This window comes from Cupriavidus sp. DF5525 (assembly GCF_040149425.2).
Lineage (GTDB): Bacteria > Pseudomonadota > Gammaproteobacteria > Burkholderiales > Burkholderiaceae > Cupriavidus > Cupriavidus pickettii_A.
Genome location: NZ_CP168266.1, coordinates 1,582,423 through 1,607,064 on the forward strand (window position 1 = coordinate 1,582,423; position 24,642 = coordinate 1,607,064).

General features: G+C 65.3%; 23 protein-coding genes. 7 read left to right on the top strand and 16 right to left on the bottom strand.

What is annotated here, in order from left to right:
- Window positions 1-154: 154 nt before the first annotated feature.
- The gene (locus ABNX08_RS28440) at window positions 155-760 is read left to right on the top strand and encodes a TetR/AcrR family transcriptional regulator (protein WP_022539046.1); all 606 of its coding nucleotides are present in this window, start codon (window positions 155-157) and stop codon (window positions 758-760) included.
- Here ABNX08_RS28440 and ABNX08_RS28445 read toward each other — a convergent pair.
- The 13 genes from ABNX08_RS28445 to ABNX08_RS28505 form a co-directional block, all read right to left on the bottom strand.
- Entirely contained in the window at window positions 757-1,512 is a 756-nt protein-coding gene (locus tag ABNX08_RS28445; protein WP_349607049.1) for a tripartite tricarboxylate transporter substrate binding protein, read from the bottom strand. The genes ABNX08_RS28440 and ABNX08_RS28445 overlap by 4 nt on opposite strands.
- The gene (locus ABNX08_RS28450) at window positions 1,395-1,763 is read right to left on the bottom strand and encodes a hypothetical protein (RefSeq protein ID WP_349607020.1); all 369 of its coding nucleotides are present in this window, start codon (window positions 1,761-1,763) and stop codon (window positions 1,395-1,397) included. The genes ABNX08_RS28445 and ABNX08_RS28450 overlap by 118 nt, the downstream gene beginning before the upstream one ends.
- 76 nt (window positions 1,764-1,839) lie before the next feature.
- Window positions 1,840-3,408: an AMP-binding protein gene (locus ABNX08_RS28455; RefSeq protein ID WP_022539048.1), complete on the bottom strand. Its 1,569-nt coding sequence runs from the start codon at window positions 3,406-3,408 to the stop codon at window positions 1,840-1,842.
- A 279-nt stretch (window positions 3,409-3,687) separates the two neighbouring features.
- Complete coding sequence (locus ABNX08_RS28460) at window positions 3,688-4,125, bottom strand: PAS domain S-box protein (protein WP_022539049.1); 438 nt, start codon at window positions 4,123-4,125, stop codon at window positions 3,688-3,690.
- A gap of 159 nt (window positions 4,126-4,284) precedes the next feature.
- Window positions 4,285-5,535 carry a formyl-CoA transferase gene (frc, locus tag ABNX08_RS28465; RefSeq protein ID WP_022539050.1) on the bottom strand — a complete coding sequence of 417 codons (1,251 nt, stop codon included), beginning with the start codon at window positions 5,533-5,535 and terminating at the stop codon, window positions 4,285-4,287.
- Window positions 5,536-5,577: 42 nt separating this feature from the next.
- Window positions 5,578-7,317, bottom strand: a complete 1,740-nt coding sequence (gene oxc, locus ABNX08_RS28470) for an oxalyl-CoA decarboxylase (RefSeq protein ID WP_022539051.1) — start codon at window positions 7,315-7,317, stop codon at window positions 5,578-5,580.
- 766 nt (window positions 7,318-8,083) lie between these two features.
- Window positions 8,084-9,481: a Re/Si-specific NAD(P)(+) transhydrogenase subunit beta gene (pntB, locus tag ABNX08_RS28475; protein ID WP_022539052.1), complete on the bottom strand. Its 1,398-nt coding sequence runs from the start codon at window positions 9,479-9,481 to the stop codon at window positions 8,084-8,086.
- Window positions 9,482-9,497: 16 nt separating this feature from the next.
- Window positions 9,498-11,060, bottom strand: coding sequence for a Re/Si-specific NAD(P)(+) transhydrogenase subunit alpha (locus tag ABNX08_RS28480; RefSeq protein WP_022539053.1), 1,563 nt, complete (start codon window positions 11,058-11,060; stop codon window positions 9,498-9,500).
- A 36-nt stretch (window positions 11,061-11,096) separates the two neighbouring features.
- Complete coding sequence (locus ABNX08_RS28485) at window positions 11,097-11,879, bottom strand: fumarylacetoacetate hydrolase family protein (RefSeq protein ID WP_022539054.1); 783 nt, start codon at window positions 11,877-11,879, stop codon at window positions 11,097-11,099.
- Window positions 11,880-12,040: 161 nt separating this feature from the next.
- Entirely contained in the window at window positions 12,041-13,273 is a 1,233-nt protein-coding gene (gene frc / locus ABNX08_RS28490) for a formyl-CoA transferase (protein WP_022539055.1), read from the bottom strand.
- Between the two features lie 26 nt (window positions 13,274-13,299).
- On the bottom strand, window positions 13,300-13,443 hold the full coding sequence (locus tag ABNX08_RS28495; protein WP_022539056.1) for a hypothetical protein: 144 nt from the start codon (window positions 13,441-13,443) through the stop codon (window positions 13,300-13,302).
- 322 nt (window positions 13,444-13,765) lie between these two features.
- Window positions 13,766-14,485, bottom strand: coding sequence for a GntR family transcriptional regulator (locus ABNX08_RS28500; RefSeq protein ID WP_022539057.1), 720 nt, complete (start codon window positions 14,483-14,485; stop codon window positions 13,766-13,768).
- Window positions 14,486-14,760: 275 nt separating this feature from the next.
- The gene (locus tag ABNX08_RS28505) at window positions 14,761-15,738 is read right to left on the bottom strand and encodes a 2-dehydropantoate 2-reductase (RefSeq protein WP_022539058.1); all 978 of its coding nucleotides are present in this window, start codon (window positions 15,736-15,738) and stop codon (window positions 14,761-14,763) included.
- A 201-nt stretch (window positions 15,739-15,939) separates the two neighbouring features.
- Here ABNX08_RS28505 and ABNX08_RS28510 point away from each other — a divergent pair, with 201 nt between their 5' ends.
- From ABNX08_RS28510 to ABNX08_RS28520, 3 genes are all read left to right on the top strand, one after another.
- Window positions 15,940-16,695 (top strand): TerC family protein, encoded by a 756-nt coding sequence (locus ABNX08_RS28510; RefSeq protein WP_022539059.1) that lies wholly within the window; start codon window positions 15,940-15,942, stop codon window positions 16,693-16,695.
- A 129-nt stretch (window positions 16,696-16,824) separates the two neighbouring features.
- A complete protein-coding gene (locus tag ABNX08_RS28515; protein ID WP_022539060.1) occupies window positions 16,825-18,438 on the top strand; it encodes a glucan biosynthesis protein in 1,614 nt (537 codons plus the stop codon).
- 103 nt (window positions 18,439-18,541) lie between these two features.
- Window positions 18,542-19,234 (top strand): GntR family transcriptional regulator, encoded by a 693-nt coding sequence (locus ABNX08_RS28520; RefSeq protein WP_022539061.1) that lies wholly within the window; start codon window positions 18,542-18,544, stop codon window positions 19,232-19,234.
- Window positions 19,235-19,250: 16 nt separating this feature from the next.
- On the opposite strand, the gene yedA is transcribed toward ABNX08_RS28520, so the two are convergent.
- The 3 genes from yedA to ABNX08_RS28535 all read right to left on the bottom strand — a co-directional run bounded on the left by yedA (window position 19,251) and on the right by ABNX08_RS28535 (window position 21,882).
- Window positions 19,251-20,129, bottom strand: a complete 879-nt coding sequence (gene yedA / locus ABNX08_RS28525; protein WP_022539062.1) for a drug/metabolite exporter YedA — start codon at window positions 20,127-20,129, stop codon at window positions 19,251-19,253.
- A 246-nt stretch (window positions 20,130-20,375) separates the two neighbouring features.
- A complete protein-coding gene (locus tag ABNX08_RS28530; protein WP_022539063.1) occupies window positions 20,376-20,561 on the bottom strand; it encodes a hypothetical protein in 186 nt (61 codons plus the stop codon).
- A 346-nt stretch (window positions 20,562-20,907) separates the two neighbouring features.
- Entirely contained in the window at window positions 20,908-21,882 is a 975-nt protein-coding gene (locus tag ABNX08_RS28535; protein ID WP_374063730.1) for an AraC family transcriptional regulator N-terminal domain-containing protein, read from the bottom strand.
- A gap of 281 nt (window positions 21,883-22,163) precedes the next feature.
- On the opposite strand from ABNX08_RS28535, the gene ABNX08_RS28540 reads away from it, so the two are divergent.
- Genes ABNX08_RS28540 through ABNX08_RS28550 form a run of 3 tightly spaced genes read left to right on the top strand, consistent with a single transcriptional unit; the run spans window position 22,164 to window position 24,601 of the window.
- Window positions 22,164-22,904, top strand: a complete 741-nt coding sequence (locus ABNX08_RS28540) for an SDR family oxidoreductase (RefSeq protein WP_022539065.1) — start codon at window positions 22,164-22,166, stop codon at window positions 22,902-22,904.
- A gap of 45 nt (window positions 22,905-22,949) precedes the next feature.
- Entirely contained in the window at window positions 22,950-23,711 is a 762-nt protein-coding gene (locus ABNX08_RS28545) for an SDR family NAD(P)-dependent oxidoreductase (RefSeq protein ID WP_022539066.1), read from the top strand.
- A 41-nt stretch (window positions 23,712-23,752) separates the two neighbouring features.
- Complete coding sequence (locus tag ABNX08_RS28550; protein ID WP_022539067.1) at window positions 23,753-24,601, top strand: SDR family oxidoreductase; 849 nt, start codon at window positions 23,753-23,755, stop codon at window positions 24,599-24,601.
- Window positions 24,602-24,642 lie beyond the last annotated feature (41 nt).

The window sequence follows — 24,642 nt, forward strand, 5'->3', positions numbered from 1 at the left end:
GCAGCACACGTGGTAATTCCGGCGGAGCCGGTTGCAAGCTTTACGTGGGACGCACACTTCACGGAAGAGAATCGACACGGCAATCGTCGTAAGATTCGGGATCCCGACCCCATACCCCGCCGGCGCCCCGGCGGATGTCCCCGATCCCAGCTTCATGGCCACGCGACGCACCGACGAAGAATTTGTCCAGGAACTGACCCGGCTGCTCAGCACCGAAGGCGTGTCGTCGCTGACCATCGGCGAGCTTGCCCGGCGCATGCGCTGTTCGCGGCGGCGCCTGTATGAGATCGCCCCGACCAAGGAAGCACTGTTTGTAGGGATCTGCAGCGATGTGCTGGCGGCCAGCCTGGAAAAGGGCTTCGCCGCGGCGCGCCGCGAAAGCGATCCGGCGCGCGCGGTGTCCGCCTACCTGCACGCAACGCTGAATACGTCAGGACTGAGCAAGGCGGCGCTGGTCGACCTGGATGCGATCGACAGCGGCAAGGCGGCCTTCGATGCCTACCAGCTGGCGCGCGTGCGCGGCCTGGAAAGCCTGCTTGAAGCCGGCATGCGCGCCGGCCTGATGGCGCCGCACAACCCGCGGCTGGTGTCCGAGGCGATCCTCGGCGCCGCGCACCGGCTGCGCAACCAGCAGTTCCTGAAGGAAACCGGCATGAAGATCGGTGACGCCTTCAGCGAGTTCTACGAGATCATCCTTAACGGCCTGCTGTGCCGGCCGGAGCCAGGCGCGCGCGCTGGCTCGCTCCCTGCCTCGCGCTAGTGCTGCGGGATATTGGCGGCGCGGATCACGCGGCCCCACTTGGTGTACTCGTCCTGGACGAAGCGGCTGGCCTGGTCCGGCGCGCCCGCCACCGGAATCAGTGCCGCCGCATCCAGCGTGGTGCGCAGGTCCGGGTTCTTCTGCGCCTGGTTGATGACCTCGTTCAGCCGTGCCACCACGGGCGCCGGCGTGCCCTTGGGCACGAACGCCGCCATCCAGCCGACCACCTCGAAGCCAGGCACGCCCGACTCGGCAATCGTCGGCACCTCCGGCAACTGCGGCGCGCGTTTGGCGGTGGTCACCGCCAGCGCCCGCACCTTGCCTGCCTTGACCTGCGTGACTGCCGCGCCGATGTTGGCGAAGAGGAAGTCCACATGTCCGCCGATCAGCCCCGACATCGCCTCGGAAGGCCCGCCGTACGGCACGTGCGTATATTCCAGGCCCTTCACTTCCTGTTTCAGCAGTTCGGCCGCAAGGTGCGCCGAGCTGCCGACGCTGCCGGACGCATAGTTGACCTTGCCGGGCCGTGCCTTGATATAGGCGAGGAACTCGGCAAAGGTCTTGGCCGGAAACTCGTTGCTGACCAGCAGCACGTTGCCGTTCAGCCCGAACACCGCCACTGCCTGGAAATCCTTCAGTGGATCATAGGGCGTCGACGCGAGCAGCCGCGGGTTGATCGCATGGGTGACGTTGGTACCGAGCAGCAGCGTATAGCCGTCCGGCGCCGAGCGCGCGACAAAGTTGGCGCCGATGGTCGCGCCCGCGCCGGGCTTGTTCTCGTCACCAGCGGCTTGCCGAGCGCATCGCCCATGTACTTGGCGAAGGTACGCGCGGTCAGGTCGGTGACGCCGCCCGGCGCAAAAGGCACCACGAAGCGGATCGGCCGGGCCGGGTAGTTTTCGGCGGCCTGAACGCCGGCGCAGGCCAGGCCGAGCGCCAGCAGGCAGGCTTTGGCCGCGCGCACGGCATGGCGGGCATTGAGTTGGGGCAAGCGCAATGGCATGGGGTCTCCTCCGGTGTGATTGGCTGGGTCAGCCGCTGACCCTCTGTCGGGGCCGTGCGGCGCGCGGCGATGGCCGTCAGGCCACCTGCCGGTCCTGGCCGCCCCAGTAGCGGCTGCGAATGGCCTTGCGGTCGATCTTGCCCAGCGCGGTGAGCGGCAGTTCCGCCGCGAACACCACCTGCTTGGGCGCATTGACCACGCCCTTGTGCTGCGTCACGTGGCCGATCACGTCGGCCTCGGCAAGCACCGCGCCGGGCCGGGTGACGACGATGGCGGTGACCGCCTCGCCCCACTTCGGGTCCGGAATGCCGATCACCGCGGACATCGCGATGGCCGGGTGCTGCGCCAGGCAGTGCTCCACTTCGCTGGGGTACACATTGAAGCCCCCGCTGATGATCATGTCCTTGGCGCGGTCGACGAGGTACAGGTAACCTTCGCTGTCACAGCGGGCCATGTCGCCGGTATGCAGCCAGTCGCCGGCAAAGACCTTGGCGTCCTCTTCCGGCCGGTTCAGGTAGCCGTCCATCACCAGCGGGCCACGCACGCACAGTTCGCCCACTTCGCCTGGCGCGACCTCACGCAGGTCGCGGTCCAGCAGCCGCACCTGGTTGCCGGTGATGACGCGGCCGCAGGAGCGCAGCCGCTCGGGGCGTGCGGGATCGTGGTCGTGCCGGCTCAGGTAGCTGATGCACATCGGCGCTTCCGCCTGCCCGTACACCTGGCCGAACACGGGCCCGATCCGGCGCAGCGCGTCGGCCAGCCGCACGGGCGCGATCGGCGCAGCGCCGTAGAGCACCAGTTCCAGGCTGGAGAGGTCGGCCGCATCGAGGCCGTCGCAATCGAGGAGTCCATAGATCTGCGTCGGGACCAGGAAAGTCAGGTTGATGCGATGCTGCGCTACCCGGCGCAGGAAGTCGGCCGGGCTGAACTTGTCGCACAGGTAGACCGTGCCGCCGCGCAGCAGCGTCGGCAGGATCAGGCTGCCCGAGGCGTGCGAGATCGGCGTGGTCACCAGGTAGCGGATCTGTGCCGGCCACTCGTAGGTGGCCAGCATGTGCTGCAGCATCGTCACCGTGGTGCGATGCGTATGCAGGATGCCCTTGGAACGGCCGGTGGTACCGCCGGTATAGGAGAGCTTGCTGATTTCCGTGGGGTCGTCGCCGGCAGGGTATTCCGCCGCGTCGAATGCCGCCGCCTCACTGGCCAGCCCGGCGCCGAATTCGCCGTCGTCCAGCGGCAGGATGCGCACCGCGGCGCTGGCCGCCAGCGCGCGGGCGCGCTCGGCGAAGCGCGCGTTGTCGACCACCAGCGCGCTGACCCCGGCGTCCTGCAGCACGAAGGCGTGATCCGCTTCCGACGCCATCGGATGCAGCGACACGCTCTTCAGCCCTGCAAGTTGTGCGGCAATGATCGCGGCCACCGCCTCGGCGCGGTTGCCCACCAGGAACCCGATGGCATCCTGCCGCGCCAGGCTCCTGGCGGCAAACAGCCGCGCGAGGCGCGCGCACTGCTGCGCCAGCGCTTCATAACTCAGCGAAATGCCGTCGCCGACGACGGCGGGCACCCCGGGGCGGCTGCGCAGGGCCGCCGCATAAAGCTGGCCCACGGTCGCGCCGCCGTACAAAGCCGAAGCCTTACGGGTCATGTTGTCTCCTCGCTTTGTTTTTTATCCGGGTTCCCAATGTAGGAGCCATTTGGTACCACGTCAACGTTTTTGGTACCGAAAAGGCCGGCATCGGCTACGCCGAAGCGACGCGGAATTCGCTCGGTGTGTCAGGTGTGCGGGATCGGGGGAGAGGCAGATGCGGGCAGCCCCGGACAGGGGCCACCGCCGGGATCAGGTGGTGCAGAACAGGCCAGGTCGAACCGGGCCATCCGGACACGGCCGCTGTGGGCCGGCCCGGGTTTCGAGCGAAGGGGCGTGCTAGGCCTGCTCCTTGATCTGGCTCTCCAGTTCGACGATGCGCTTCTTCAACGCCCGCTCTTCCTGGAAGCGCACGGTCTCGTCGCGGACCACGGCGACGATGCCAGTGATGGCGCCGGCGTCATCCTTGAGCAGCGCCACGGTGAAGGCGATCGACATCGACTTGCCGTCCTTGTCGACCGCGGGCACCTTGAGCAGGTCGTGGCCGTAGCGGGTGATGCCGGTGGCCATGGTCTTGTCGTAGCCCTCCCAGTGGCGTCCGCGCAGGCGCTCCGGGATGATCAGGTCGAGCGACTGGCCCATGGCCTCGGCCTGGGTGTAGCCGAACATGCGCTCGGCTGCGGGATTCCACAGCGTGATGGCGCCCTTTGCGTCGGAAATAATGACGGCGTCGCCGATGGCGGACACCAGTTGCGCGTAATCGATCTGGTCTGGCATGGGGATTCCCTCTTTATCGGTCATTGCCGCTTGGGTCGTTGCAAGCCTGTCGTTGCCATCAAGTTAGCGCGGCATGAAGCCGCTGCGCAAGTCAAAACGCCGGAGCCCGCTTGCGCGCGGCCCCGGCGTACGCACCGGCACATGTGCCGGCGGACGGCGTCAGATGACCTGGGACTCGCGCAGGCGCTTGATGTCGTCCGGACCGTAGCCCAGGCCGGCCAGCACCTCCTCGCTATGCTCGCCCAGCAGCGGCGACCCGGTGATCTCCGGCTTCAGGTCGGAGAACTTGATCGGGCTGCCCACCGTCAGGTAGGTACCACGCTCCTTGTGCGGGACTTCGGTGATGCTGCCGCTCTCGCGCAGCGACGGATCCGCAGCGATCTCCTTCATCGACAGCACCGGCGAGCACGGGATGTCATGCTTGCGCAGGATGTCCACCGCCTCGTACTTGGTCTTGTCGGCGAGCCAGTCCTCGATGGTCTTGAAGATATCGAAGATATGCGGCTGGCGTGCCTTGGCCGTGCTGTAGTTGGGATCGTCGATCCATTCCGGCTTGCCCAGCGCCTTGCAGATCGGCTCCCAGGCGTGGCCCTGGATGGTGAAGTAGATATAGGCGTTGGGGTCGGTCTCCCAGCCCTTGCACTTCAGCACCCAGCCCGGCTGTCCGCCGCCGCCCGCGTTGCCGCCGCGCGGCACCACGTCGCTGAAGCTGCCATGCGGATACTGCGGATACTCCTCCAGGAAGCCCAGGCGGTCCAGGCGCTGCTGGTCGCGCAGCTTGACGCGGCAAAGGTTGAGCACGGCGTCCTGCATCGACACGGCCACCTTCTGGCCCTTGCCGGTCTTGTCGCGGCCGATCAGCGCGGTGAGGATGCCAATGGCCAGGTGCATGCCGGTGTTGGAATCGCCCAGCGCCGCGGCGGATACCGTCGGCGGGCCGTCCCAGAAGCCCGTGGTCGAAGCCGCGCCGCCGGCGCACTGGGCTACGTTTTCGTAGACCTTCAGGTCTTCATAGTGGTGGCCGTCGCTGAAGCCCTTGACCGAAGCCACGATCATCTTCGGGTTCAGCTCGTTGATGCGCTCCCACGAGAAGCCCATGCGGTCCAGCGCGCCCGGGCCGAAGTTCTCGACCAGCACATCCGACTCGCGGATCAGCTGCTCCAGGATCTTCTTGCCGTCCGGCTTCTTGGTATCCAGCGTCAGGCTGCGCTTGTTGGAGTTGAGCATGGTGAAGTACAGCGCATCGACGTCCGGGATGTCGCGCAGCTGGGTGCGCGTCACATCGCCGGAACCGGGGCGCTCGACCTTGATCACGTCTGCGCCGAACCACGCGAGAAGCTGCGTGCAGGCGGGACCGGCCTGGACGTGCGTGAAGTCAATGATCTTGATGCCGTTGAGCGGGAGGTTCACTTTCGTTCTCCTATTGGATCAGAGGGGTGAAATTCGGGTGAATTACTTCTTGGCCGAGCTTTGCGGATTCAGATTGGTCAGACGACCGCTTTCGGTGCCGGCAGCCGGGTCGATGACGGCATTGACCAGCGTGGGCTTGCCCGACCGCAGGGCTTCGTTCACCGCAGCTTCGAGTTCCGCCGGCGTGGTGACGTTGTGACCGACGCCACCGAACGCTTCCATCATCTTGTCGTAGCGCGCGCCCGGAACGAACGTCGTGACGGCCGGATCCTTGCCGCCGGTCGGATTCACGTCGATACCCTTGTAGACGCCGTTGTTGTTGAAAATGACGATGCAGACCGGCAGGTTGTAACGGCAGATCGTCTCGACTTCCATGCCCGAGAAACCGAACGCACTGTCACCGCACAGCGCCAGCACCGGCTTGCCAGTCTCGACCGCCGCGGCGACCGCGTAGCCCATGCCCACGCCCATCACGCCCCAGGTGCCCACGTCAAGGCGCTTGCGCGGCTCGTACATGTCGATCACGGCACGGGCGTAGTCCAGCGTGTTGGCGCCTTCGTTGACGAACGAGATGCCCGGGTTGGCCTTGACCACATCCTTCAGCACGTTCAGCGCACCGTGGAAGTTCATCGGCGAGACATCCTTGGCCTTGGCCAGGGTCTCGGCCATCTTCGCCAGGTTCTTGTCCTTGCGTTCGTCCACCGCGTTCAGCCACTCGGCGCCCGGCTTGGCAAAGTCGTTGCCGACCTTGTCGAGGATCGCCGACACGCACGAACCAATGTCACCCACCACCGGCGCGGCGATGGCAACGTTGCTGTCCATCTCGGTCGGCGCGATGTCGATCTGGATGAATTGCTTCGGGCCACCCCAGGTCTTGCCCTTGCCGTGCGACAGCAGCCAGTTCAGGCGGGCGCCGACCAGCAACACCACGTCAGCTTCAGCCAGCACATACGAGCGTGCGGCCGAGGCCGATTGCGGGTGTGTATCGGGCAGCAGGCCCTTGGCCATCGACATCGGCAGGTATGGAATGCCCGTCTTCTCGACCAGCGTGCGGATATCCGCATCGGCGCGTGCGTAAGCGGCACCCTTGCCCAGCAGGATCAGCGGGCGCTTGGCGTTCTTCAGCAGCGCGACGGCACGGTCGACCGAGTCCGGTGCAGGCAGTTGGCGCGGGGCCGGATCCACCACCTTGATCAGCGACTTGCGGCCCTTCTCGGCTTCCATCGACTGGCCCAGCAGCTTGGCCGGCAGGTCCAGATACACACCGCCCGGACGGCCCGACACGGCGGCACGAATAGCACGCGCGATCCCGACACCAATGTCTTCAGCGTGCAGCACGCGGAAGGCAGCCTTGGCGTGCGGACGGGCGATGGCCAGCTGGTCCATCTCTTCGTAGTCACCCTGCTGCAAATCGACGATCTCGCGCTCGCTCGAACCGCTGATCAGGATCATCGGGAAGCAGTTGGTGGTCGCATGCGCCAGCGCCGTCAGCCCGTTCAGGAAGCCGGGCGCAGAAACGGTCAGGCACACGCCCGGCTTTTGCGTGAGAAAGCCGGCAATCGCTGCTGCGTTGCCTGCGTTCTGCTCGTGACGGAAGCTGATGACGCGCATGCCGTTGGCCTGCGCGAGACGAGCCAGATCGGTGACCGGAATGCCGGGCAGCCCGTAGATGTTTTCGATGCCGTTCAGCTTCAGCGCGTCGATGACCAGATGAAAACCATCGGTTTGTGCCTGATGTTCTTCCGCGGCGTGACGCTGCAACTCGTTTCCGACTTCTGCCATGGTTGCTTCCTTCTAGACAAATTGACTGGGGTTGGAATTTTTCTATTCCAGGGTGTCTTCCGCGGTGGTGCTCTCGGCCAACTTCGCTACGACTTCGGACATGTCTTGGTCTCCTCGTTGAACTCTGCTTTTCGCCGGGCTCAGGTCCTGTGCCTCTCGCCGCTAGTTGCTGCCCGTTTGCCTCGCGGCGCCCGATCGTTTCAGCCGATCTTGATGACATACGGTATGTGATATATCAGAACGGCGCAAGAAGAATTTCTACTGACTCTTCAACTTTCGTCGGTGCGGCGCAGCAATCTTGCAGGCTACTGCTGCTAAATCAGGGCAATTACTTAGTGCTAGCCATTGATGCGCGAACGACACAGATTGTCGACCCGCGATCCACGACAGGAAATACGCCCGTCACGTCGCCTTAGATATATCACATACCACCATTCCAGTGACAATTTGGCTCACTGAAAAGGCTTGTCATGGCCCTGGCTCCCTTCGGAAGCCACGTCCTCCACTAATAGAAGTGGTCAGTCGTCAGCCCGAGGCCCGGTCACACCGCGCCAGGCCTCTCTACCGCTAAATCCGCATCACGCACCGTGACCGGTGCCTGGCATTGTTGCGCATGAAACCGTGGATTGATGCTACCTGAAGCTTAATTTGCCAAGTCTTAAAGTTTTTTATCGTATCTATTCACGACCGTTTATACACCGCACGATCGGCATGAAATGCCCCGGCGGTGTTCCATAGCTTCCCGTCCATGGAACACCGCCCCGTCTCAGGCAGGCGCTTCTTCGAGCTGCCGCAGCAAGGCATCGACGCTGCCCTTGGCGTCGCCGAACCACATCCGCGTGTTGTCCTTGTAGAACAACGGATTGTCGACCCCGGCATAGCCCGCGGCCATGCTGCGCTTGGACACCACCACGGTCCTGGCCTTCCACACCTCCAGCACCGGCATGCCGGCAATGGGGCTGGCGGGATCTTCCAGCGCGCCCGGGTTGACGATATCGTTGGCGCCCACCACCAGCACCACGTCGGCCTTCTCGAAGTCGTCGTTGATCTCCTCCATCTCGAGCACGATGTCGTATGGCACCCGAGCCTCGGCCAGCAGCACGTTCATATGCCCGGGCAAACGGCCCGCCACCGGGTGGATGCCGAAGCGGACGTTGACCCCCTGCGCGCGCAGCCGCCGCGCGATCTCGCTGATGGTGCCCTGCGCCTGCGCCACCGCCATGCCGTAGCCCGGCACGATGATGACGTCGCTGGCATCCTTGAGCAGGTTGCCGACTTCCTCGCTCGACACTGGCAGCACCTCGCCCTGCTCTGTCGCCGCCCCCTGCGCCTGCACCGCGCCGAAGCCCCCCAGGATCACCGACAGGAACTTGCGGTTCATCGCCTTGCACATGATGTAGCTGAGGATGGCGCCGCTCGATCCGACCAGCGCGCCGGTGATGATCAGCAGGTCGTTGCCCAGCATGAAACCGGTGGCCGCCGCGGCCCAGCCGGAATAGCTGTTCAGCATCGACACCACCACCGGCATGTCGGCGCCGCCGATGGCCAGCACCAGGTGCGCGCCGACCAGCAGCGCGATCCCGGTCATGACCGCCAGCGGCACCAGCCCCTGCTGCGGATCGGCAGCGCTGAGGAAGCTATACCCCAGCCACACGCACACCAGCAGCGCGCCGGCGTTGAGCATGTGGCGGCCCGGCAGCAGCATCGGCTTGCCGCCCATGGTGCCCTGCAGCTTCAGGAAGGCGATGATCGAGCCGGTGAAGGTGACCGCGCCGATCAGGATGCCGAGGTAGGTCTCGACCTCGTGGATCACCTTCTCCGCGCCGGCGAGCTTGGTCGGCTCCAGGTAGCTGGCATAGCCCACCAGCACCGCGGCCAGGCCGACGAAGCTGTGCAGCACCGCCACCAGCTGCGGCATCTGCGTCATCTCCACGCGCTTGGCCAGCATCGAGCCGGCGATGCCGCCCGCCAGCATCGCGCCGATGATGATGGCGATGCCGTCGGGGCTGCCGGCCAGCACGGTGGTCGCGATCGCGATCACCATGCCGGCGATGCCCAGCATGTTGCCGCGCCGCGCGGTGTCGGGATGGCTCAGGCCGCTCAGGCTGAGGATGAACAGCGCACTGGCGCTCAGGTAAGCGATATTGCTGATTCCGGAAGGCATGGCTGTCTCCTTGGCCTTAATCTCGCTGGAACATCTTCAGCATGCGTTGCGTGACCAGGAAGCCGCCGGCGATATTGATGGTGGCGACAAACACCGCGCAGCCCGCAATAACCGCCGTCACCAACGACGGCTTGCCCAGCTGCACCAGCGCCCCCACCACGATGATCCCGCTGATGGCATTGGTCACGCTCATCAACGGCGTATGCAGCGCGGCGGTGACGTTCCACACGACCTGGTAGCCGACGAAGATCGCCAGCACGAACACCGTGAAATGCGCCATGAATGTCGGCGGCGCGACCGCGCCCAGGCCGAGCAGCGCAGCCGCCGCCAGCGCCAGCGCGACTAGCGTCACGCCGGTACGGCTTGGCGGCTCGGGGGCTTCCGCTTGCACCGGTGGCGTCGCGGCCGGCGCCTGCTGTTGCGGGATGGCCACCGTCAGCGGCGGCGGTGGCCACGTCACCGCGCCCTGGTGCAGCACCGTGGCGCCGCGGATCATCTCGTCATCCATATCGACCACGAGCTGCCCGTCCTTGCCCGGCGTCAGCTCGGTCAGCAGGTGGCGGATATTGGTGGCGTAGAGCTGGCTGGCCTGCGCCGCCATGCGGCTGGGCAGGTCGGTATAGCCGATGATCGTCACGCCGTTGCGGCGCACCGATTCCCCAGGCTCGGTCAGCACGCAGTTGCCGCCCTGCTCCGCGGCCAGGTCCACCACCACGCTGCCCGCGCGCATCAGGCCAACGGTGCCGGCCTCGAGCAGCTTCGGGGCGGGCTTGCCCGGGATCAGCGCGGTCGTGATGATGATGTCGACCTCGCGTGCCTGCTCGGCAAAGAGGCGCATCTCCGCCTCGATAAACGCGGGACTCATCTCCTTGGCATAGCCGCCGCTGCCACTGCCGTCTTCCTCGATCTCAACCGTGAGGAACTCGGCGCCAAGGCTTTCGATCTGCTGGCGCACCACCGGCCGCGTATCGAAGGCGCGCACCACCGCGCCCAGGCTGCGCGCCGCGCCGATCGCCGCCAGCCCCGCCACGCCCGCGCCGATCACCAGCACGCGCGCCGGCGGGATCTTTCCCGCCGCCGTGATCTGCCCGGCGAAGGGACGGCCGAAGGCATGGGCGGCCTCGATCACCGCGCGGTAGCCCGCCATATTGGCCATCGAGCTGAGGGCATCGAGCTTTTGCGCGCGCGAGATGCGCGGCACGCAATCCATCGCCAGCACCGTCGCGCCGCGCTGCGTCAGCCGCTCCAGCATCGCCATCTGCTGCGCCGGCCAGACAAAGCCGATCAGCGTGGCGTGCTTCTTCAGCAGCGCCGCCTCTTCCACGCCCAGGCTGGGATGGACCTGCGGCGGGCGCACCTTGATCACCACGTCGACCGACGCCCACAGGCTGGCCGCATCGACAATGGCCGCGCCGGCGGCGCGATAGTCATCGTCGGAGAACGAGGCCTCCTGGCCCGCGCCGGTTTCTACCGCCACCTGGTAGCCGAGCTTGAGCAGTTCCCTGACCGAGTCCGGGGTGGCGGCGACGCGCCGCTCTCCCGGATGGACCTCGCGTGGCACACCGATCGTCATTGGCATGGCATTCACCGTCCTGTATGTGAGTGCGGACGGCGTTCAGCCGTGCACGTGGTTGACCAGCGAGCCGATGCCCGCGATCGCCACCTCCACCACCGCGCCGTCCTTCATCGAGCCCACGCCGAGCGAAGTGCCGACCGCGATCACATCGCCCGGCATCAGCGTCAGGTCCTGCGAGATGCGGCTGACCTGCTCCTCGGGCGAAAAGATCATGTCCGACAGCGGGTAGTTCTGCCGCTCCACGCCGTCCAGGCGCGTCACCACGCTGGCCGCCTTCCAGTTGAAGCCGGTGACGATGGCCGGGCCGACGCAGCCGAAGGTGTCGAAGCCCTTGGCGCGCGTCCACTGCGGGAAGTTGGGGTCGGCGGTGATCAGCTCGGCCGCGGTGACGTCGTTGACGATGGTGTAGCCGAAGATATGCGCGCCCGCTTCCGCCACCGACACGTTACGCGCCATCTTGCCGATGACGATGCCGAGCTCGCCCTCATAGACGATCTTGCCGTCATAGCTCTTGGGGCGCTGCACCGCGTCGCCGGGTCCGGCCAGCGACGATGCCGGCTTGATCAGGAACAGCGGGTGCGTGGGCACGGGCTTTTCCAGCTTGCGGGCGAGCGCGTGGAAGTTGTTCCACAGCGCCACCACCTTGCCGGGCTCGCAGGGTGCCAGCAGTGTCAGCGCCGCGCGCTCGTGCACGGCACCCGTCGGGGCGGGGTCGTTGAAACCATCACCGTCGTATTCGACGACGCGGCTGCCATCGGGTCCATCCAGACGGCCATGGGCGATGCGGCCGTCAGCGCGGCGAAAGCGTATCCAGGTTTGCACAACGTGCTCCTTGCGCAGGCAAAAGGGGGGCTTGCCTGCTCCGTGATGGGTTGCAGGATATTGGAAGAGAAAAAGGAATTCGGGGCGGCGCGCGCGCCTTGCCTGTCATTCCCGCGCAGGCGGGAACGACATGGTGGCAAGGCGTCGCGTCGGTCGCTACCTCATACCGCCCCGGCCAGCTTCATCGCCGCGATCTGCGCGGGCGTGCGTCCCAGCCACTCAAGGATCTCGTCGGTATGCTCGCCCAGCAGCGGCGAACGCTCGACTTCCACCGGCGAGGCCGACAGCGTGATCGGGCAACCCAGCTGCACGTAGTTGCCGCGCTGCGGATGCTCGAGCTCCACCAGGTAGCCACGCTGGTACAGCGACTGGTCCTCGATCAGGTCCTTCATCGACAGGATCGGGCCGCACGGCACATCGACTTCATTGAGCGCCGCCATCACGTCGAATTTGCTCAGGCCGCCGGTCCATTTCTCGATCACGGCGAAACAGTCGGCCAGGTGCTTGAGCCGCGCTTCTGGCGTGGCGTAGTCGGGATTGTTGATCAGGTCCTCACGGCCGCACAGGCGCATCAGCGGCTCCCAGCCCTGCGGCTGGATGATGACGTAGACATAGTCATTGGGGCCGCCCGGCGCACAGCGCAACGCCGCGCCCGGCTGGCCGCCGCCCGAGGCATTGCCGGCGCGCGGCACGTGGTCGCCGAACTCTTCATTCGGGTACTCGCGCAGCGGTCCGTTGTCCAGGCGCTGCTGGTCGCGCAGCTTGACGCGGCACAGGTTCAGCACCGCATCCTGCATCGCCACCTCCACGCGCTGGCCGCGGCCGGTGTGCTCGCGCTGCAGCAGCGCGGCCAGGATGCCGACCACGCAATGCACGCCCGTGCCCGAGTCGCCGATCTGCGCGCCGGTCACGGTGGGCACGCCCTCGGCATCGCCCGTGGTGGAGGCCGAGCCGCCCATGCACTGCGCCACGTTCTCATACGCCTTGCAGTCGGCGTATGGCCCCGGGCCGAAGCCCTTGATCGACGCATAGACCAGCCGCGGATTCAGGTCCTGCAGGTGCTCCCAGTCGAAGCCGGCGCGCGCCAGCACGCCGGGCCCGAAGTTCTCGATCAGCACGTCGCTGCGCTGTACCAGGTCTTCGAGCAGCGCCTTGCCTTCGGGCGTCTTCATGTTCAGCGTCAGGCTGCGCTTGTTGGAGTTGAGCATGGTGAAGTACAGGCTGTCGGCGTTGGGCACGTCGCGCAGCTGGCTGCGGGTGATATCCCCGCGGCCCGGCATTTCCACCTTGATCACGTCCGCGCCCAGCCACGCCATCAGCTGCGTGGCCGAGGGGCCTGCCTGGACGTGGGTCATGTCCAGGATGCGAACACCTTGCAGGGCCTTGGTTTCCATTGCGGTTGTCTCCTCGGGCGATGGTTTTACTTGTACATGGTCTGGTTCTTGGTGCCTGGCGCGTACTCGCTCGGATCCACCCAGATACTGATCACCGCCGACTTGCCGGGCGTCAGGGTGTCATCCGCGGTGGTGCTCCCGGCCCGCGTGGCTTCGACGACTTCGGACATGTCTTGGTCTCCTCGTGGATTTACCGTTTTCGGCTGCCTTGATGACATACGGTATGTGATATATCAGAAGAGAGCAAGGGGAGTTTGCCCGATCCCACGCACATTTCGACGGTGCAGCGCAGCAAATCCGGCCAGGAAGCCGTCTTTTCCCGACAATTCAGCGTAATGCCGGAGGGTTCAGAACATCCGCGCATCAATCCGGCCGACCGACTTTTCGCATTGATATATCACATACCATCAAGCGAAACGGAGTCAGACTGCCAGAAATGAAAACGGCGGACATCGTCCGCCATTCCGCCGCCCTGCCCCTGCCCCGCCGTCGTCAGTCGAGGAAATCGCAGTGCGTCTCGACGTAGTCGGCCAGGTCCAGAGAGTGCTGCCGCACCAGCCGCTCGGCCAGCTCGGTATCGCGCCGTTCCAGCGCTTCGATGATGCGCAGGTGGTCCACGATCGAACGCGACGCGCGGTCGCTCTGCGAGATCGTCATCTTCCGGATCGCCCGCACGTGGATAAAGATATTGCGGATCGTGTCCATGATGATCTGCGACTTGGACAGCTGCACGATCGCCTGGTGGAACGCGATATTGGCGTCGGAATACTCTTCAATATGCTCGGCCGGCGTGGAATCGCGGAAGCTGTCGAACATATGGCGCAGCTGCCTGATCTCCGCATCGGTCGCGTTCTGGGTCGCCAGCCGCGCCGCCATGCTTTCAAGCGCCGCCCACATCTGGATCATCTCGACGATCTCGCGCTTGGTCTTGCGCATGATGTAGATGCCGCGGCGCGGTACGGTGCGCAGGAAGCCTTCCTGCTCCAGCAGCGTCATCGCTTCGCGGATCGGCGTGCGGCTCACGCCCATGGCCTCGCTCAGCACCCGTTCATCGAGCCGGATCTCTTCATGCGACTGGTAGATGTCGGCGTCGGCAATGGCCTGCCGCAGCATGGCGTAGGCCTGGTCGCGCAGGCTGGCGCCGGCGTTGATCGGTTGCACGGACAGGCTCAGGCCGGGAGGCTGAGCGATCGATTGGCTTTGCGCAGACATGAATGAGCTCGTGTGAGACCGTGGCGCGGCGGCCGGAATGGCTGCCCTCCGCATTCCCGCACAGCTTAGCAAAAACGCCCGACTCATTACGAATATGCATCAAGCAATGCGTCGTCGTCATGCATCGGCACTGCGGCGGTGCGCGGTCTGTCGTATATGGTATATCACTATCGCCCTGCCTTCCCGCTTTGCAAGCCAGGCGCGCGCAACATTTGCGCCGCCGGCGTGCCGCAGGGGGCACCCGACACTGCGATGCCCCCCGCTGTGGTCCGTCTTCAGGCGGCCAGTTTCGCCATCGCGTCGCGCTGCTTGATCAAGCCCAGAACGGCGTCACACATCGGCGTGGGCTGTCCCACCCGCCGCCCCATCTCCTGCACCACGGTCAGCAGCGGGTCGATTTCCATGGCCCGCCCTGCCTCCAGGTCCTGCAGCATCGAAGTCTTGTGCGCACCCACGGCGCCGGCACCGTCGATGCGACGCTCCACGTCGACACGGAACTTCACGCCGAAGCGCTCGGCAATGGCCTGCGCCTCGACCATCATCTGGCGCGACAGCGCGCGCGTGGCGGGGTCCGAGGTAATGACGTCGAGCGTGGCATGCGTGAGCGCGCTGATCGGGTTGAAGCACAGGTTGCCCCACAGCTTGAGCCAGATCTCGTCGCGGATGTTATCGCGCACCGGCGCCTCCAGGTCGGCGGCCATCATCATCTCGCTCAGCTGCGTGACGCGCGACGAGCGGCTGCCGTCGGGCTCGCCCAGCGGAAACTTCTTGCCGTAGACGTGCTTGATCACGCCGGGCGCCACGATCTCGGCGGCGGGATAGACCACGCAGCCGATCGCGCGCTCAGGGCCCAGGCCTTTCCACTGGCGCGCGCCAGGATCCACGCTCTCCAGCGTGCTGCCGGCGAGGTCGCCGCCATGCTTGTAGAAGTACCAGTATGGGATGCCGTTGACGCCGGTGACGATCGCGGTCTGGGCCCCCAGCAGCGGCTGTATCAGGTCGACCACGCCGGGCACCGAATGTGCCTTCAGGGTAATGAACACATAATCCTGCGGCCCGAGTTCGTGCGGATCGCTGGTGCAGCGCACCTGCGCCACGCGCTCCTCGCCGTCGATCAGCAGCCTGACGCCGTTCTCCTTCATCGCCGCCAGGTGCGGACCGCGCGCAACGAAGCTGACCTCCGCCCCCGCGCGCGCCAGTTGCGCCCCGACATAGCCGCCAATGGCGCCCGCGCCATAGATACACACTTTCATGCCTGTCTCCTTGTGGCTCGATATGAAGCTCGATAACGATCTTTTGATATATCACATACTATATTCCACAAAGGCGCAAAACAACCTTTATCTTTCCGGACACGTTTGGCGACAAGCGACGCTGCGCTAACATGAAGCTTCATGCGCCTTCGGCGAATCACGCGCCGGGCGCCAGCCTTAAAACTGACACCCGGAGCTTGTATGGAATCGACGCTGGCATTGGTGCAGGACCCGGCCGCCTGGGCGGCGCTGGCTACCCTGGTGGCCATGGAAATCGTACTGGGGATCGACAACCTGATCTTTATCTCGATCCTGACCAACAAGCTGCCCGAAGCCATGCGCGAGAAGGCACGCAAGATCGGCATCAGCCTGGCGCTGCTGATGCGGCTGGGGCTGCTGGCCACCATCGCCATCATCGTCAAGCTCACCGAGCCGGTGTTCACCATCCTCGGCCAGGGAATCTCGTGGCGCGACATGATCCTGATTGCCGGCGGCGCCTTCCTGGTGTGGAAGGCAACGCGTGAAATCCACCAGCACGTCAGCGGCGACGAAGAAGGCGAGGACAGCGGCACGGCCAAGGCGGTGCAGAGCTTTGCCTCGGCCATCGGGCAGATCCTGGTCCTCGACCTGGTGTTCTCGATCGACAGCATCATCACCGCGGTCGGCATGACCGAGCACGTGCAGATCATGTTCGTGGCGGTGATCGCCGCCGTGATGACGATGCTGTTCGCCGCCACCCCGCTGGCCAACTTCATCAACCGCAACCCGACCATCGTGATGCTGGCGCTGGCCTTCCTGATCATGATCGGCATGACGCTGATCGCCGAAGGGCTCGGCCACCATGTGCCCAAGGGCTATATCTATACGGCGATGGCGTTCTCGGCGGGAGTCGAGGGGCTCAACATGCTGTCGCGCCAGCGGCGCAAGCACCGCCGGGAGCATGGCGAAGCGCACTGAGTGTGTTCTGCGCCGCACACATAGCGGGTGCCCGTAGCCTGTAACAGACGGTGTCCGAACTTTCCGCGGACGGCGCCGTCTTTTACAGTTCTGCACTAACCCCGGACAAAAAAAGGACGCTTTCGCCACATGATGAATCGCCGAACCCTGCTGGTCTCCGCCACCGCCTCTGCCGCGCTTGCCGCGCTCGGCATTACCCCATCGGTACTGGCAGCCAGCCGGATCAAGCTCGGCGACGCCCAGCCGTTCGGCTTCGACGCCCTGATCGAGCGCGCCCGCGCGCTGGCGGCAAAGCCGTACGCGGCGCCGCCGTCGCCCCCGGCCGATGTGCTATCGCGCATCGACTACGATGCCCACGGCAAGATCCGCTTCCGCACCGACGACGCGCTGTTCGCCAATGGCCCTGGCCAGTTCCCGGTCACCTTCTTCCACCTCGGCACCTACTTCCGCACGCCGGTGCGCATGCATGTGATCGAGCGCGGCAAGGACGGCGCGGGCAAGGCGCGCGAGATCGTCTACGACGATGCCTACTTCGACATGCCGGCCGACAGTCCCGCGCACAAGCTGCCGCCTGGCAGCGGCTTTGCCGGCTTCCGCTTCCAGGAAAGCCGCCTGGGCGACCAGAAGGTGCGCGACTGGCGCAAGAACGACTGGGTTGCCTTCCTGGGCGCCTCGTATTTCCGCGCCATCGGCGACCTGTACCAGTACGGGCTGTCGGCGCGCGGCATCGCCATCGACGTGGCCGAGGCGGGCAAGTCCGAGGAATTCCCTGCCTTCACCCATTTCTGGTTTGAGACACCCGAAGGCAACGGCGATAAGGTCACCGTCTATGCGCTGCTCGACGGCCCCAGCATCTCCGGCGCCTACCGCTTCGTCATGCAGCGCGCCAAGGCCGTGATCATGGACGTGGAGTGCGCGCTGTTCCTGCGCAAGGACGTGGGGCGCCTGGGGCTGGCGCCGCTGACGTCGATGTACTGGTTCTCGGAAAGCATCAAGGGCACCGCCGTCGACTGGCGGCCGGAGGTGCACGATTCCGACGGCCTGGCGCTCTGGAACGGCGCGGGCGAGCATATCTGGCGCCCGCTGAACAATCCGCCGCAGACCACCGCCTCGGCGTTTTCCGACGAGAACCCGAAGGGCTTCGGCCTGCTGCAGCGCGACCGGTTGTTCGACCACTACCAGGACGGCGTCAACTACGAGCGCCGCCCGAGCCTGTGGGTCGAGCCGCGCGACGGCTGGGGCGCCGGCGCGGTGCAGCTGATCGAGCTGCGCACCGACGACGAGATCCACGACAACATCGTCGCCATGTGGGTGCCCAAGGCGCCCGCCAAGGCCGGCAACACCTATCGCCTGCGCTACCGCCTGCACTGGCAGGCCGACGAGCCCTCTCCCTCGCCGCTGGCGCGCTGCGTCGCCACGCGCCTGGGCAATGGCGGCCAGCCCGGGCAGCAGCGGCCCAAGGGCGTACGCAAGTTCATGGTGGAGTTCAAGGGCGCACCGTTGGAGAAAATCCCCTTCGGCGTCAAGCCCGAGGCCGTGCTGACCGCCTCGCGCGGCACCTTCTCCTATGTCTTCACCGAAGCCGTGCCCAATAACGTGCCTGGCCACTGGCGCGCCCAGTTCGACCTCGCCGCCGATGGCAACCAGCCAGTCGATATCCGCCTGTTCCTGCGCCTGAACGGCAAGCCGCTGTCGGAAACCTGGCTGTACCAGTACCACCCGTTCCAGTCGCCGGCGGGCTGAAGCCGGGATCGCCTTGCACCATATTGCGACCCCGTGATGTCGACCGCGCACGACCGGGTATGATGGCTGGTAACAACAGTCACACAGCACCAGCCAGCCTCACATGATTTCTCAAGAGTTCGCCGGTGCCGCCGAGGGCGGCCAGGCTGCATCGCTCCCGCGCTCAGAGCGCGCCTACCAGCAACTGCGCGCCGCCATCCAGGCTGGCCAGCTCTCGCCCGGCACGCGGCTGCGCGAGGTGGAACTGGCGGAAACGCTGGGCCTGTCGCGCACGCCCGTGCGCGAAGCGCTGTCGCGGCTGGAATCCGAAGGCCTGGTCGTCAACGAGCCCAACCGCGGCATGATGGTGACCCAGCTCGACGCCAGCATGGTCAGCGAGCTGTACGTAATGCGCGAAGTGCTGGAAGGCACCGCTGCCGCGCTGGCCGCGCGCCATGCCACCGACGTGGAGATCTCGCTGCTGCGCGATATCGTCGAGCGCGACCTGGCGTTCGCCGACGATCCGGACCGGCTCGCGCAGAACAACCGGCTGTTCCACGAAACCCTGCACCGCTGCGCCCATAACCGCTACCTGCTGAAGAACCTGCGCTCGCTGCATGAATCGATGGCGCTGCTCGGGCGCACCACGTTGTCAGTGCCGGGGCGTGCGCGCAGCTCGTACGAGGAACATATCGCGTTGGTGGAGGCGCTGGAACAGCGCGACCCGGCGCTGGCGGAACAGATCGCGCGCCGGCATATCCAGCAGGCCTACAAAGTCCGGCTCTCGCTCTGGATCCAGGAGCAGTCCGGCACCTGAACGGCGACCGGACGGATCAGGCCGCAGCCTGAGCGCGCGCCGTGCGCAGCGTGCCCAGGCTCAGCACGGTCAGCGCCAGCAGGATCAGCAGCACCGCGCCCAGCGTCTGCGGCGCGATCTGCTCGCCGCCCAGCCACGCGCCCATTGCCAGCGCCACCGGCGGATTTACGTAGACGTAGCTGGCGGCCAGCGTCTGGCTGACCGTCGACACCAGGTACATATAGGCGGAAAACGCCACCAGCGAGCCCGCCACCACCAGGTAGACCCAGGCCCAGCCGGCCTGCGCGCTGACCGATGCCGGCCACGGTTCCTGGCGCAGCGCCGACAGCACCATCAGCACCGCCCCGCCGATTAGCATCTCCGCTGCAAAGGCCGCGGGCCCCTGCGGCAGCTCCAGCCGGCGCGCCAGCTCCGAGCCGAACGACCAGCTCGCCACCGCCAGCATCAGCGCCACCACGCCCATGGTACTGACGCGGAATTCCGCGCCCGCCGTCAGCACCAGGATGCCGACGCTGCCGATCGCGATCGCCACGTACTCGTACCACCTGGGCCGGTTGCCGAAGCACGCACCCCAGATCAGCGCGAAGATCGGCATCGACCCGATCATCACCGTGGTCGCGCCCGACGAGATGGTCTGCTCGGCAATCGCCGTCAGCCCCATGCCGCCCACCAGCAGGAACACCGCCGGCACCGCGCAGTTGCGTAGCTGCCGCCAGTTCGGCATCGGCGTGCCGCGCCACGCCAGCCAGGCGGCCAGCAGCAGGCCCGCGCACAGGAAGCGCGTGCCCATCATGAACAGCGGCGGAAAGCTCTCCAGCGTAAAGCGGATCGCCAGGTAGGTCGTGCCCCACACCACGTAGGTGATCAGCAGGCAGAGCAGGACAAGCGGTGGCATGGTCGGACGGGAGCGTAGAGAAGGCATCCACGATAGCCCCCGCATCCGGCGCGACCAAACGAAAAGGTCTGGCAAGCCTTGCGAAAGTTGCTCACAAAGCACGCAAAAACCGCAGGAAAAACAAAACCGGCCGCGCGTCAGCCCCCAGCGGGCGCGCGTATGGCCGGTTCTACAATGCAGCCGCGAGGCCGCAGAAAGCCCGCAATTTGCCGCAGATACCGCAAATTACCGCAGCTTCAGCACAGCTTAGCCGTTGGCGTAAACTACCTTGGCCTTGCGGGCCTGGGTCTGCAGGCGCTCGACCATGGCCTGGAAGGCAGCGATGGTGCGCTTCACGTCGTGGGCGAAACCCAGGCGTTGCGTACCGAGTTCGCGGTCGATCAGATCGCGTTCGAGTTGGTCAGTCAGCTTGATATCGGATTGGGTGTTCATGGCGTTCTTCCTTTCGGGATTACCCTCATCGGGTTTTCCCTGATTGTAGCAAAGGAATTGTCGCATCGCAGCATTAGGTGAAAGTACGTATGGGGGAAAGCAACGGTTAGTGCCGAGAAAGACAGCCTGAGATGTCGGAAGTGAAGCGATATGCCTTTTGACAAGCTGCGGCACGAATAGAAAAGCCAAGCGGTTGACCAACGAACAACGCTTCGCGGAGGGTGTCACTACGAACGGCCGACAGGGCTACGCGCCGGCCCGCGGCCCCACGGCATCCGCGGCACCTCTCCGATATGTGCCTGTGCCACGTTTCGGTATTACTGTCAGGCGCCCCACGCCCAACCGATCACGCAGTAACGCGGCGCCGTGACGTCGCAACAGCCGATCGCGCACGCTTCTGCCGCGTGAGCGCCATACTGTCCCATTCCAAATGGTCGAGCATTACCGCCGGCGAGAGCGTGAACGACTCGCGCATGTCACGCACCTCTTCGACCGGCGTCCTGCCGAACAGGCGCTTGAACTCGCGGCTGAACTGGGATGCGCTTTCATAGCCAACACGCGCCGAAGCCGCCGCCGCGGTCACGCCGTCTCGAATCATCAGCAGCCGGGCCTGATGAAGACGGGTCGACTTGATGTACTGGATCGGCGATGTCTGCGTCACCGTACGGAAGTTGGCATGAAACGCCGGCACACTCATGCCCGCTTCCTCCGCAAGACGCGTGACGTTGAGCGGCGTTGCATAGTCGGCATGAATCCGCTTGAGTGCCCGCGCCACCCGTCCGAATCGGCCATGATGCGCCAGCGCAGCGCGCATTGCCCCGCCTTGCTCGCCCGTCAGCACGCGATAGCAGATTTCGCGCACGATGTCGGGCCCCAGAACCTGCGCATCGAGCGGTGACGTCAATGCCTGCAACAGCCGTAGCGTCGCGTCAGCAAGATCCCCTGCAAGCGGTGTGGAAACGATGCCGGTCGGGGGCGCCTCGGGATGATGCCCGGCGGCGTCGATCTGCGTGATCAATTCGCTGAGTTCGATCAAGTCCAGGCGCACCGACACCGCGAGCATTGGCTCCCCTGGCGTGGCCTGAGTCTCTGTCGAGAACGGCAACGGCACGGACAGCACGAGATAGTGCTGCGCGTCGTAGACGTAGACCCCATCGCCCAGGAATCCGATCTTGCGCCCCTGGCAAACAATGACGATGCTCGGCTCATACAGCACTGGCGTGCGCCCGAGCGGACGGTCCGAGCGCATCAGCCGGACGCTGTCGAGCGCCGATTGGGTATAGCCCTCGTTCGGCGCCAGTCGCTCAAGCAGGCGGACCATGCGAGTGGAAGCAGGATTCAGGGCGTTCGACACGGCTCTCTCCTTTCGCTTGCGATTGTCGCCATTCTAGTCCCCGCCATCCGCGCCCGTCACCCAGATTGATAGAAATAGGCAATAACGCCATCGATACGTGTATTCGCCGCGGCGCTGGACGTACCTAACATTCCCTCACCGGCCAACGAACAGTATCGCTTTCCTGAAGGCCGATCCTGGAAAGACGTCTCGCGCGGCAATCGCCGGCAGCCGCCTCCCAAACCGAGCCACCAATAGGAGTATGCAAGATGGCAATCCAACCCACCGAATCGAAGGTCATCCTCATCACCGGCGCCAGCAGCGGCATTGGCGAAGGCACCGCCCGATTGCTCGCCGCCCAAGGTCATCGCCTTGTCATCGGCGCACGACGCACGGATCGGCTCGCCGAACTGGCCGAATCGCTGCAGGCGGCCGGCGCCACCGTCCGCTATCGCGCACTCGATGTCACTTCGGCCGAAGACGTTGCTGCCTTCGCGCGCTTCGCGCTCGAATCCTTCGGCCGCATCGACGTGCTGATCAACAACGCTGGCGTGATGCCGCTCTCTCCGCTGAACGCGCTGAAGGTCAATGAGTGGGACCGGATGATCGACGTGAACATCCGCGGCGTGCTGCACGGCATCGCCGCCGTGCTGCCAGCGATGGAGCAGCAAGGCGCGGGCCAGATCATCAGCATCTCGTCGATCGGCGGCTTGTCCGTCTCGCCGACCGCAGCCGTCTACTGCGCAACCAAATTCGCCGTGCGCGCCATTTCCGATGGGCTGCGCCAGGAAACGGACAAGATCCGCGTGACAGTCGTCTGTCCCGGCGTCGTCGAATCCGAACTGGCCGACTCGATCTCCGACGATGTCGCACGCTCGGCGATGCAGGAATTTCGACGCATCGCCATCACGCCAGATGCGATCGCCCGCGCCATTGCGTACGCGGTGGAACAACCGGCCGATGTCGACGTGAGCGAGATCATCGTGCGTCCGACGGCCAGCCCGTTCTGAACGCGTTGAACACATAGCACAAGTCAATCCCAGGAGAACCTCATCATGACACCACGCAATGCAGCGACTGGCGCCTTCGCAGGCAAGGTCGCAATCGTAACCGGCGCGGCCAGCGGCATCGGACTGGCCACCACTGAACTGCTGCACGCCCAGGGCGCAAACGTTGTCGCAGTTGACCGCAACGCCAACGTCGAGACGCTCAGCAGACCCGGCGTCCTGCCGCTCGTGGCCGACATTGCGCGCGAGGAAAGCGCGGTGCGAGCTGTGTCGACCGCCGTCGAACAGTTTGGCAAGCTGGATATCCTCGTCAACAACGCCGGGATCATCATCAACAAGCCGGTGGTCGAGATGTCGCTCGACGACTGGAACAGCATCCAGGCAGTCAACGCAACCGGCGCGTTCCTGTTCTCGCGCGAGGCGATGCGCGTGATGGTGTCGGCCAGGTCGGGCGCCATCGTCAATGTCGGCTCCTATGCATGCCAGCAGGCGTTTCCGCTCATCGCGGCTTATGCCGCCTCGAAGGGCGCACTGGCGCAATTGACGCGCGCGTTGTCGCTCGAAGCCATCGGGCACGGCATCCGCGTCAATGCGGTGGGCTCAGGCGACGTGGTGACCAACATCACCAACCACATCCATGCCGATGGACCAGCGTTCCTGGCCGAACACGGCAAGAATGCTCCCATACGCCGCGCAGCCCAGCCCGAGGAGATTGCAGAAGTGATCGCATTCCTGGCTTCGGAAAAGGCCAGCTACATCGTCGGCGCGCTCGTGATGGCCGACGGCGGCATGAGCGTCGCGTTGCCTTGAACGCGCGTAGTCAACAATCCCAACCCCACAGGAATACCATCATGAAGCAAGCATCCCGCACCTGGTTTGTAACCGGCGCATCGAAAGGCCTGGGTCAGAAGCTCGTCAAGCATCTCCTTGAGCAGGGCCATCGCGTGGCCGCAACGTCACGCACGGCAGCCTCACTTGCGCACGCCATCGGTGACTCGTCCGAACGATTTCTACCACTCGAGGTCGACCTGACCGATGACCGAAGCGTCCACGCGGCGATCGAAAGCACCGTGCAAAGGTTTGGCTCGATCGACGTGATCGTCAACAATGCCGGCTACGCACAGCAAGGGACTGTCGAGGCGCTGTCCGACGAGGAGGTCCGCCAGAACTTCGAGGTCAACTTTTTCGCGCCACTGCTCGTGCAGCGCCATGCCCTGCCGCATCTGCGGGGCCAGCGCAGCGGACACATCATCAATATTGCATCCATCGTCGGCTACCAGGGCGGCTACGCCGGCTGGGGCAGCTACGTGGCGAGCAAGTTCGCGCTGGCGGGTCTGACCGAGTCGTTGGCCGCGGAAGTCGCCGAACTCGGCATTCGCGCGACCGTGGTCTATCCGGGGCCCGTGCGCACCGACTTCCTGTCAAGTGGTGCGCTGGCGGTGGCCACGCACCAGATCAGTGAGTATACGGAGGCCAAGGCATCGATCGACCTTCATCTCGGCACGCTGCATGGACGGCAGGCTGGTGACCCCGACAAGCTGGCCCGGTTGATCATTCAGGCCGCCAGTGTCGAATCGCCGCCGCTGCACCTGTTTGCGGGCAAGATCGCGAACGAACTCGCGGCAGCCAAGGCCGAAGGGGTCAGGAAGGATCTCGACGTGTGGAAGGGGTCCTCTGAAGCCACGGACTTCGCCGAGTAATCGAGAGGTAAGGGGGTGCCGCGTACGCAGCCCAGGAGACC

What these genes read in the sequence shown, in the direction of transcription:
- yedA (WP_022539062.1), bottom strand. Translation starts at nt 20,129, where the DNA reads ATGCCACCGCTTGTCCTGCTCTGCCTGCTGATCACCTACGTGGTGTGG.
- ABNX08_RS28515 (WP_022539060.1), top strand. Translation starts at nt 16,825, where the DNA reads ATGATGAATCGCCGAACCCTGCTGGTCTCCGCCACCGCCTCTGCCGCG.
- ABNX08_RS28520 (WP_022539061.1), top strand. Translation starts at nt 18,542, where the DNA reads ATGATTTCTCAAGAGTTCGCCGGTGCCGCCGAGGGCGGCCAGGCTGCA.
- ABNX08_RS28545 (WP_022539066.1), top strand. Translation starts at nt 22,950, where the DNA reads ATGACACCACGCAATGCAGCGACTGGCGCCTTCGCAGGCAAGGTCGCA.
- ABNX08_RS28505 (WP_022539058.1), bottom strand. Translation starts at nt 15,738, where the DNA reads ATGAAAGTGTGTATCTATGGCGCGGGCGCCATTGGCGGCTATGTCGGG.
- ABNX08_RS28450 (WP_349607020.1), bottom strand. Translation starts at nt 1,763, where the DNA reads ATGCCATTGCGCTTGCCCCAACTCAATGCCCGCCATGCCGTGCGCGCG.
- ABNX08_RS28480 (WP_022539053.1), bottom strand. Translation starts at nt 11,060, where the DNA reads ATGCCAATGACGATCGGTGTGCCACGCGAGGTCCATCCGGGAGAGCGG.
- ABNX08_RS28510 (WP_022539059.1), top strand. Translation starts at nt 15,940, where the DNA reads ATGGAATCGACGCTGGCATTGGTGCAGGACCCGGCCGCCTGGGCGGCG.
- oxc (WP_022539051.1), bottom strand. Translation starts at nt 7,317, where the DNA reads ATGGCAGAAGTCGGAAACGAGTTGCAGCGTCACGCCGCGGAAGAACAT.
- frc (WP_022539055.1), bottom strand. Translation starts at nt 13,273, where the DNA reads ATGGAAACCAAGGCCCTGCAAGGTGTTCGCATCCTGGACATGACCCAC.
- pntB (WP_022539052.1), bottom strand. Translation starts at nt 9,481, where the DNA reads ATGCCTTCCGGAATCAGCAATATCGCTTACCTGAGCGCCAGTGCGCTG.
- ABNX08_RS28440 (WP_022539046.1), top strand. Translation starts at nt 155, where the DNA reads ATGGCCACGCGACGCACCGACGAAGAATTTGTCCAGGAACTGACCCGG.
- ABNX08_RS28455 (WP_022539048.1), bottom strand. Translation starts at nt 3,408, where the DNA reads ATGACCCGTAAGGCTTCGGCTTTGTACGGCGGCGCGACCGTGGGCCAG.
- ABNX08_RS28495 (WP_022539056.1), bottom strand. Translation starts at nt 13,443, where the DNA reads ATGTCCGAAGTCGTCGAAGCCACGCGGGCCGGGAGCACCACCGCGGAT.
- ABNX08_RS28460 (WP_022539049.1), bottom strand. Translation starts at nt 4,125, where the DNA reads ATGCCAGACCAGATCGATTACGCGCAACTGGTGTCCGCCATCGGCGAC.
- ABNX08_RS28540 (WP_022539065.1), top strand. Translation starts at nt 22,164, where the DNA reads ATGGCAATCCAACCCACCGAATCGAAGGTCATCCTCATCACCGGCGCC.
- ABNX08_RS28530 (WP_022539063.1), bottom strand. Translation starts at nt 20,561, where the DNA reads ATGAACACCCAATCCGATATCAAGCTGACTGACCAACTCGAACGCGAT.
- ABNX08_RS28500 (WP_022539057.1), bottom strand. Translation starts at nt 14,485, where the DNA reads ATGTCTGCGCAAAGCCAATCGATCGCTCAGCCTCCCGGCCTGAGCCTG.
- ABNX08_RS28550 (WP_022539067.1), top strand. Translation starts at nt 23,753, where the DNA reads ATGAAGCAAGCATCCCGCACCTGGTTTGTAACCGGCGCATCGAAAGGC.
- ABNX08_RS28535 (WP_374063730.1), bottom strand. Translation starts at nt 21,882, where the DNA reads ATGGTCCGCCTGCTTGAGCGACTGGCGCCGAACGAGGGCTATACCCAA.